This is a genomic window from Mesobacillus sp. (genome assembly GCF_049588175.1).
Lineage (GTDB): Bacteria > Bacillota > Bacilli > Bacillales > Cytobacillaceae > Mesobacillus.
The window spans coordinates 1-9,543 of record NZ_JBAVFI010000394.1; the positions used below are offsets into that span (position 1 = coordinate 1).

The following is a 9,543-nucleotide window of genomic DNA, read 5'->3' on the forward strand; positions in this document are numbered from 1 at the left end:
ACACTACAAAGAGCTGATTATGGGTATAGTAAGGGCATATAAAGTTAAAGTTGAATTTTTAGACCTCGACAAATGATTTAAAAAAATATACAATAAAAAACGAGTGTATGCTTGTAATTACATAAACAGGCTGCCGCCTAAAACTTCAACAAAAAGGCTAAATGCCTGCCAAATATTTAATGAAGGGGGCTTTATCATGGGATTGGCGATTATTTTCGCTTTAGTTACGCTACTTGCCGGCTATGGAACATTTACGGCGCTTAAAAACAAAAACCTTCTTGGAATTGTATTCGCTGGAGGAACATTCTTAGTACTTGGCTGGTTCACAGTCATGACAGTCCTTAATCACGGATTCCCAGTTGCGCATCATTAATTGAAGGCATTAAAAGACCACCGTTCAGGTGGTCTTTTTTGTTTTGCTTCATATACAAATACCGCTTATTTCAAAAGCTCGTTAACCCGGTCTACTTTTTCGTGCATCTTCCTCTTAACATCCCGTCGGTCATCAATTCGAATATTGGTCGCCACCCTCAATATCCCCGCGTTGAATGGTGCCTCATGGATTGCTTGAATAACCTCAAACAATACTGGCAGCTCGCCCTCTATCAAAGTATTCATCGGAGTGAGCTGGAATTGTATTTTCCCTTCTTTTTCATATCCCTGAAGAATTTTTTGAATGTCCGCTACATATGAGCTTACACTAGGTGTCTGTGTACCAATCGGAATAACTGTCACATCTACTATTGCCATCTGTTTTCTCTCCTATTGAATTATTTGACGAGCTCAATTATTTCCTTCGTTTCAATGTTTAATACCTTATCGAACTGAAATCCCGTAAGGCACATTTCGCCAGAAGGCGAGCAGGAAATAGGCTCATTATTCTGGCCAGAAAAAATAAGGTCCTCTTTTTGTGTATCAAGGTTTAAACGGACTAACTCAAAGCCATCTTGATAAATATCCGCCTCACCATTATGGAGCGCACGTAAATATAAGATTTCCTTCCCATCATTCATTAAATCATAAAAAGGAATGAGCCATCCAGAAAAAGATGTTAGAACCGGTACATTAAAGCTAGCTGCTGTTTCTAGTCCCGGGGCATAGATTGTGTAATGTGCAAGCTCAGAATCTTCATTTTCTTCCACCTTGACTGTGATAAGATACTTTCCTATCGCATCAAACTGGTACAAATCCTCAAAAAGCTGCTCAGTTTTCAGATCATCTACTGGCACTACCTTTAATGGTGCCTGCAATGACATACTTTGTTCCCCCCACTCCTGGAAAACAAGTTCTTCAGCAGAAATCCAGCGAACAAATGGCTCTGGGAGATCTAGCTCCTTTAGTTGCTTCTTATTCAAGTCCAACAAAAAAGTACTAAAATCCCACTCTTCTGTAAAAGCAGATACCATTAGCAAATCCATATTAAATGGATTCCATTCAAAACTTAATTCATACGACTCAATCTCTGCCGAAAAGATTTCTTTGCCTGAGATATCGATGATCGTCAAAATTCCAGTATTTGTGGCAGCACCTTGAATTAAAATTTTCTTTTTATCAGGACTTATCTCAGCCGCAATAATGGGATTCTCGCTCTTATAAAGCATATTCGCTTTTCCTGAACCAAGATTATAGGAATACAGAATAGAACTCTCTCCCTTATTTGCAATATAAAGGATAGATAAATTCGTGAGCCATCCTGCTGCCTTGTAAAACTCTTCATCCTCACCCTGAATTGGTATGATACTAGCTCCTAAAAAAGAAGTTCCAGGTGTTTCCTTAAGCCTATTCAGGTCATGCTTGGCTCCGACATGGATTGAACCCTCCATTTTCTGAGAGCATCCAGAAAGACTTATTGCAGAAGTGAACAGGATTATCAATAAGAAAACCACAAGAGGCGTTTTATATGTATTCTCTCTGTCCCCTTTCACCACTACACCACCTTTTCCTTTAAAACATTGTATCTATGTGTACGTTAAAAACACCCAAATGTTACATACAATTTCAATAAATCTGTATTTAAGTCTCTTTTCGTGTACTTTGCTGATCACCTGGAACAACAACTTGGCGTGCACATCTATAATTTCGATTCGGTTACAGATAACATACACTCCAGTATGGAAAAATACAATCATAATCACAAATAAAACCTGCGCCCAAGGGCACAGGTTTTTATTCTATCTTAATCTTCACTCTGTGGGAAAGATTCTTTGCTGCCTGCCGGCTTGCCGTAGAATCTTAACAGGTCACCGTAAATGATTTTATCGGAATATTCGAGTTCATTCTTCGCTTTTTCCATATACGGCTCACAACTGTTTTTGTCTGTTGGTTCACCAGTTGATTTATCATAGCAAGTTTCACGTGTGAAAACACGATCCTTCGTGATAAAGCTGCCATCGCGAAGTACAGCAAAATCAAGGCGATCTTTAGAGAAAAGATCTGAACCGAAATCAATGTCAGTCTTTGTATCAATTCCAAGCAGGTGCAAGATTGTCGGCTTGATATCAATCTGTCCTCCTACTGTGGATATAGTCTTTCCTTCTTGTCCCGGAATATGGACAATCAAAGGTACTTTCTGTAGCTGAGTGCTTTCAAATGGCGTAATTTCTTTGCCTAGGAATTCACTCATAGCTTTATTATGATTTTCGGAAATGCCATAATGGTCTCCATATAATACGATAATAGAGTCTTCATAAAGACCTTCATCTTTTAATTTTTGTACAAAAAGCTTCAAAGCCTCATCCTGATAACGAACTGTTGGGAAATAATTGTTAACTGTTTTATCATCAGACGTATATGGCTGAATAAATTTATCTTCCTCACTCAATTCAAATGGGAAGTGGTTCGTCAATGTAATGAATTTTGAGTAGAACGGTTTTGGCATTTCCTTCAAATGCTGAACAGATTGCTGAAGGAAGTCAATGTCCTTCATTCCCCAGCCTACTGAATTCTCTTCAGTTACTTCGTAATCAGGCAGCGAATAAAAACGCTGATATCCTAATGATTGGTACATAATGTCACGGTTCCAGAAACTCTTATTATTAGCATGTAAAGAAGCTGTGTAGTATCCGTTTTTGTTTAGAATTTCCGGTGTAGCCGTAAATTCATTCCCTGAGTGAGTAAAGAAAACTGCGCCTCGGCTCAAAGGATAAAGTGAATTCTCAACCAGGAACTCCGAGTCTGAAGTTTTACCCTGGCCAGTTTGGTGATAGAAGTTATCAAAGTAATAACTGTCTTTAATGAAATCATTAAGGAAAGGAGTGATTTCCTGTCCATTTACTGTTTGGTTAATCACAAAGTTCTGTGTTGATTCCATGGAAATAAGAATTACGTTCTTGCCTTTTGCTGCACCAAACATCTCATCATTAGGCGGCAAATAATTTGCTCGAACATAATTGTCGATATCAGCTAATTCACTTCCATCAGCCATTGCACGCTGTGCAGATGACTTAGACTGTAAAAACGCATCATAAAGATGATAATTGTATGTTCCGATATTCTTTACCAGCATTTCTCTGTCAAAAGTTCTTGTAAGCAGCTGAGGACGCTCTGTTTCAGCCATTCCAAGATTGAAAAAAGCGATCGCTATCGCAACGAGGAAGAATGCTCTGCGATCAACTTTGGAATATTCCCGATATCCCATAAATTTCGGTTTAACTTTTAAAAGAAGGGCTAAAATGATAAAGTCAGCAAAATATAATAAATCACTGAAGTTAATCAATTCGGTGACACTGCTTCCCAAGTCGCTCATGTTGCTCGTCTGGAATAAGACTGGAATCGTCAGGAAGTCATTAAAGAAGCGATAAAAGACAACATTCGCGAACAAGACTGCGGATATTATGAAACTTGTAATCAGTACGTAGCGCTTCTGGTTCTTCTCCTTCATGAACAGGCTGATTCCGAAGATGAACATCAGGAAGCTTAAAGGATTTATGAACAGGATGATTTCCTGTCTCCAGTTTTCAATTTTAATATCAAAACTAGTTTTATAGGCAATATACGTTTTCAGCCATAGCAGGATTGTTGCGATTGCAACAATGGATGCTTTTGACCATTTAGGTGTTTTCATTCATTCACTACCTCCCTGTTATTAAATAACAGACATGGGAATTTTTAGGATAAATAAATATCTGTCTCAAGAATCAAACATAATCTTAATACTTTTTTTACGAAAAAGCAAACCCAACTTAAAAGGCAAAAGGTATAATCCATCAATGTGATTTTCCACCATTATAGACGATTCAAACCTCAAAAAGTTTCACCACTGTCCAAATTCCGAAAATTGAATCTTTTGTCTCAAATGAAAACAGGGAGTTTTCTCATAGATGAGAAAACTCCCTGTCATAAGATTTAGGACTGGTGAATTTTATTCTTAACAAGCCATGCTGCGCCAATCACACCAGCATCATTTCCTAAGGTTGCTATACTAATCTCAGTTGACTGAGCAACTTTTGGGAAAGAATTTCTTAAGAATTGTTCTTTTACCGGATTCAGGAGTACATCTCCAGCTTTTGATACCCCACCGCCAAGGACAATTTTTTCAGGATTAAGTGTATTAGCGATATTTGCAAGCGCGATTCCCAGGTGCAATGCAACTGTGTTGATTACCTTAATGGCAATACCATCATTCCTTCTCGCAGCATCGAATACATCTTTTGCAGTTACCAGGCCTGTTTCATTAACAACGCCAGCAAGCTCACCGCTTGAAGGTTCTGCATTTAGAATTTCTTTAGCAATCCTCACAATACCGGTTGCAGAAGCAATTGTTTCGAGGCAGCCCGTTTTACCGCAGTTGCATGGCGCCCCACCTTCAGCTAAAGAAGTTATATGGCCGATTTCCCCTGCAGCCCCGCTTATTCCATGGACAATATCCCCATTTGTGATGACGCCTCCGCCGACTCCAGTACCTAAAGTTACACAAACGAGATCCTTTGCTCCATTGCCAGCACCTTTCCACATTTCACCAAGTGCCGCACAATTAGCATCATTATCGATTACAGCCGGCAATGAAGTTTCTACTTCAAGTAAATCCTTTAACGGATATGGTTCTCTCCAGCCAAGGTTTACCGCCTCAAAAATTACACCTGAGGAAAGATCAACCGGACCAGGTGCTCCCATGCCAATCCCAATAACTTCACTTTTGGAATGACCTAATTCTCCCAGCTTCTGATCAATCGATTTTGCGATATGAAGGGTGATATTTTTCCCTTCATTGGAAACATCGGTTGGTATTTCCCATTTATGAAGAACTTCTCCATATAAGTTTATAAACGCTAGTTTAGTCGTTGTTCCACCTAAATCCACACCTATGAGCCATTTTTCAGCCATCTTGCGTCACCTTTTCTTATTTGCAGTTTTTTCTTTTTCCAGCTGTATCTCATGTCTTAACAGCAATAATGCATTCTGATAAACACTTGTTTCGATCAGTTGGGAATTAAAAAGTTCCTTGAATTCTGACTCCATAAGCTCTAAATCAGAAACTCTGTCGCCAATGTAAATTATGGTCCCGAACTTTTTCAGGAATTGCTGGATTTCATAAATCGTTTTCAACTTATTCCCCTCAATGTTTGTGAATATAAGAGCATGTCTACAATACTTAAGTATAATGGATACATGGAGCCTCCTCAAGTGTGCTGGAGAAGATTTTATGAGATTTTATATTTCTTTAATTAAACTGTTTTAAAGTATATAAAATCGAGTTAACATATCGTACTTATAAGGGTGTTTGTTTAATTTTCTAACCATGATCCTAAAAAAAACTAAAAAGCAGCGAAGGCTGCTTTTCATCGTTTCACATTATTAACGATCCGGATCCTGTGGATGCAATATTCGCGGACGCCGATTTTTTAATGGGATTGGCGAACGGACTAAGACATCCCGGAACGCCCTCAGGTTAAACGGTATGAACGGCCAGAGATACGGGACGCCAAATGACTTCATCCTTGCGAGCATGATGATGAAAAGGACAATCCCTATCAAGAACCCGTATAGCTGGAATGCAGCTGTTAAAATCAGCAAAAATAATCTTACCAGCCTGTTGGCAAGGCTCATTTCATAGCTTGGAGTCGCGAACGTGCCAATTGCGGCTATAGCAAGATATAAGATGACTTCATTGGTCAGAAGGCCAACCTCTACCGCCACCTGCCCAATCATCAATGCAGCGACTAGTCCCAGTGCAGTGGCCAGTGAGGTTGGTGTATGTATTGCGGCCATCCTCAGGACATCTATGCCGATTTCGATAATGAAAAATTGTAAAAAAAGCGGTATTTGTCCTGGATCATTTGGGCCTATATAGGAAAGCTTATCCGGCAGCAGTTCAGGTTCTACCGCGAATAAATACCACAGCGGCAGCAAAAACAAGGATGACCATACTGCCATGAACCTTACTAGTCGCAAATAGGCTCCCACTATTGGTTTATTTCGATATTCCTCGGCATGCTGCAAATGATGCCAGTAAGTTGTAGGAGTGATGAGCACGCTTGGCGATCCATCAACCATAATGCAGACGTGCCCTTCATATAAGTGTGTGGCTGCAGTATCTGGCCTTTCTGTATATCTTACCATCGGAAACGGATTCCAATGACGGCCAGCCATAAATTCTTCGATTGTTTTTTCGGCCATTGGGAGACCGTCAGTATCAATTTTGCTGATGGAATCCTTTACCTTTTTAACCATTTCGGGGTCGGCGATATCTTCAATATAGCAAACGACAATATCAGTCTTAGAACGCCTGCCAGCCTGCATGTATTCCATCCTTAAGGTTCGGTCACGGATTCTTCTCCTGGTAAGCGCAGTATTAAATACGAGTGTTTCGACAAAACCATCTCTTGAACCCCTTACAACTCTCTCAGTATCAGGTTCCTCCGGTCCCCTGACAGGGTAAGTCCTGGCATCAATCAAAATCATCTCTGAGATCCCGTCAATCGCCAAGGCTGTCGGCCCTGCAAGGACCATATCGGCTACCTTATCCAAGTCGTCAGTGGTTTCAACCTCTACGTATGGTATATACGTTTTCACCAGCTTCTTCAAGGTGTCTACTTCTAAAGTCCCTGGCTCCAGCTTGGCCAGCAACTGCATGATATAGAGCAAGATGTCATCCTTCACAAAACCATCAACCAGGAACAGCGCCATATCCCTGCCTGCATACTCTACATCAAGCTGAATAACATCAAAGCTTTTGCCAATACCGAGCTCTTCTCTCAGGAATTCAATATTCTCTTTTAGATTTTCTTGTACAAGATGCTTCTTTTTATCTGACATAGCCCTTCTCAAACACCTTTCATACAGCACTAAACCATTATTTTCCTGCCTTTTCCTTCACCATCTTTGCCAAAGTATCATTAAAACATACTTAATGCATGTCTTCAGGACAAGAGTCATATAGTGGTTATACCGACAAACTAATATGAACGTTGAGAGGGATGAGCATGAGGAAAAGTTTTATATTTCTAGGAATTAGCGCATTGACAATTGCAGCTTCCGTTATCGTAATCCAGCTGCAGCTATTCAAACCCACACAGGAAACGATCACCTTCTTCCCAATAGATGAATCTGTTCACTATCAAACTGCAAACACAACTTTAACGCTGCTAAAAGATAAAAAAAACAATCAGCATCAAGTAGATTGGAAAGTAAATTCTGCACTTGATCGGGAAGCCTATTTACGACAGGATTTAGGCCTATTATTTATCAATGGTGTTTTAAAGGGCAAGGTCGGGAAATGGGAACAGAATACATCTGACATGTCACAGGGAGAGATCCTTTCCACAGGAGAAAGCGGAAGATATGATGCCATCACTTTTCATTATTCAGAGCTGCATGGCAACGGCGATAAAATTTCAAGCTCTCAACGGATGTCTGAAGATAGGCTTTACGTAATCGATTCACAATTCAGCCCACTCAGTTCTTTCAGGGTTCCTAATAGCAAGGAAGAGAGGGAATGGAAGCAAGTCCTTGATCGAAGCACGGAAAACAGACTGAATAAAAGTCTTCAGAAGGCTGCAAAAAATTATGGGGTTAACCTCACAAACTACATTGCCATCCCTCTTTATGAAATCCGTAAATATGAGGATCAACCAATAAGTGGATTTTCACAGAGGGAAACAGCTAATATACTCGGAAGGCTGTGGGAAGGATTATATAAAAATTACTACCTTGGCATAAAAAAAAGCGACGGTACTGTAGTCGACTCTATAGACAGTACCATGCCGCTCATTTTAATTTCAAAGGATAAAAGCCATTTACTGGCAGTAACTCAAACAAAAGATGGTGAAAGCATTATTCTGAAGCAGCTGCTTTAAGTAAATCCTTAATTTGGCTCAATGTTTTCTTATACTCTTCCTGGTCCGGTTTCAGTTCCACTGCCTTCTTAACATATTTTTCAGCCTCTTTGTAATTTTTTTCATCAAAATATATTAGAGCCAAATTATAGAAAGCTTCATGGAACTCGGGCTCCATTTCCACCACTTGCAGCAAATGGCCTTTTGCTTCCTCCAGGCGGCCTTGCTTAATCTCAGTATATGAGAGCAGAAAATATGTCTCTGCAGATGGATTTTCTTCTTTTGAATATGTGGACAGCACATGATATGCTTTACCGTACTCACCCGCCTTAATATGCTGTTGGGCAAGCACCAGGACAGAGCGTTCATCAACAATTTCAGCTTTTCCGCTGAAACCATATTGCAGTGTCAGAATAATCAATGCGCTTGAAGCTGCCAGGAACCCTACTTGCAGCAATGGGCGCTTTTTCTTTGGCAAATGTAAAATACCCGCCGCTGCAAAGCCGCCAATCAGCCCGCCGATATGTCCTGCATTATCTATGCCAGGAATCGTAAATCCAAATGCAAGATTGATGCCAAGCACTACAAGAATATTAAGTCCCAGTGTCCTCCAAAACAATCTCGGATTACTTATGCCGAAATACAACAAGGCTCCAAAACAGCCAAATATCGCTCCACTTGCTCCAGCTGATAAATTTGGGCTATAAATAAAACTCGCGAGCACTCCGGTAAATCCTGCAGCTAGATAGATCATGAAGAAACGGAAGTTCCCATAAAGCCGCTCCACCATCGTTCCTAAATAGTACAGTGCCAGAGTATTCATCAACAAATGAAGGAGTCCTATATGGATGAAAATAGGTGTGAAAAAACGCCACCATTCGCCTGCAAGAATAAGAGGATTAAATTTAGCTCCAAATTTTATCAATGTGGATGAATTTGTACTGCCCCCTGCGAATTCCATGACAAGAAACACGATTATTTGGATGGCAATAAAAAGATATGTGAAGAATGGTTTGCCATAATTAAATACTGATTGTTCAGCCTTAGCTCTGTTCAATGCTGTTGAAATGGCGTTTTTCTTTATGGTTTCTATATCGTAATCTACATGATCACCTTTAAATACCAGTTCTATATCTCTTTGAAGCCAGTTGCTCCAATCAATATTATAATGAAGCAAGCGAATGACTTGAGCTTGCTTGACTTCTGTTTTCTCCAGCCACAGTTCTTCCTGGCCTTTTGACAGCTGCAGAATGCGATACCCATTTTGGTC

General features: G+C 40.0%; 9 protein-coding genes. 2 read left to right on the plus strand and 7 right to left on the minus strand.

From position 1 onward, the window contains the following. The first annotated feature begins 196 nt into the window (after positions 1-196). Entirely contained in the window at positions 197-373 is a 177-nt protein-coding gene (locus WB217_RS09950) for a DUF2759 domain-containing protein (RefSeq protein ID WP_335375131.1), read from the plus strand. A 65-nt stretch (positions 374-438) separates the two neighbouring features. On the opposite strand, the gene WB217_RS09955 is transcribed toward WB217_RS09950, so the two are convergent. The 6 genes from WB217_RS09955 to WB217_RS09980 all read right to left on the minus strand — a co-directional run bounded on the left by WB217_RS09955 (position 439) and on the right by WB217_RS09980 (position 7,254). After that, on the minus strand, positions 439-750 hold the full coding sequence (locus tag WB217_RS09955; RefSeq protein ID WP_423992998.1) for an MTH1187 family thiamine-binding protein: 312 nt from the start codon (positions 748-750) through the stop codon (positions 439-441). Positions 751-770: 20 nt separating this feature from the next. Beyond that, on the minus strand, positions 771-1,925 hold the full coding sequence (locus WB217_RS09960) for a hypothetical protein (RefSeq protein WP_423993000.1): 1,155 nt from the start codon (positions 1,923-1,925) through the stop codon (positions 771-773). A gap of 251 nt (positions 1,926-2,176) precedes the next feature. Next, positions 2,177-4,063: an LTA synthase family protein gene (locus tag WB217_RS09965; RefSeq protein WP_423993002.1), complete on the minus strand. Its 1,887-nt coding sequence runs from the start codon at positions 4,061-4,063 to the stop codon at positions 2,177-2,179. 281 nt (positions 4,064-4,344) lie between these two features. Next, a complete protein-coding gene (locus tag WB217_RS09970) occupies positions 4,345-5,322 on the minus strand; it encodes an ROK family glucokinase (RefSeq protein WP_423993004.1) in 978 nt (325 codons plus the stop codon). Between the two features lie 6 nt (positions 5,323-5,328). Continuing rightward, a complete protein-coding gene (locus WB217_RS09975) occupies positions 5,329-5,544 on the minus strand; it encodes a YqgQ family protein (protein WP_423993006.1) in 216 nt (71 codons plus the stop codon). 249 nt (positions 5,545-5,793) lie between these two features. Next, a complete protein-coding gene (locus tag WB217_RS09980) occupies positions 5,794-7,254 on the minus strand; it encodes a spore germination protein (protein WP_423993008.1) in 1,461 nt (486 codons plus the stop codon). 167 nt (positions 7,255-7,421) lie between these two features. On the opposite strand from WB217_RS09980, the gene WB217_RS09985 reads away from it, so the two are divergent. Next, on the plus strand, positions 7,422-8,294 hold the full coding sequence (locus tag WB217_RS09985) for a hypothetical protein (protein ID WP_423993010.1): 873 nt from the start codon (positions 7,422-7,424) through the stop codon (positions 8,292-8,294). Here WB217_RS09985 and WB217_RS09990 read toward each other — a convergent pair. Then, the coding region (locus WB217_RS09990; RefSeq protein WP_423993012.1) for a rhomboid family intramembrane serine protease at positions 8,272-9,543 on the minus strand (1,272 nt) is incomplete at its 5' end. The two genes, WB217_RS09985 and WB217_RS09990, sit on opposite strands and share 23 nt — an antisense overlap.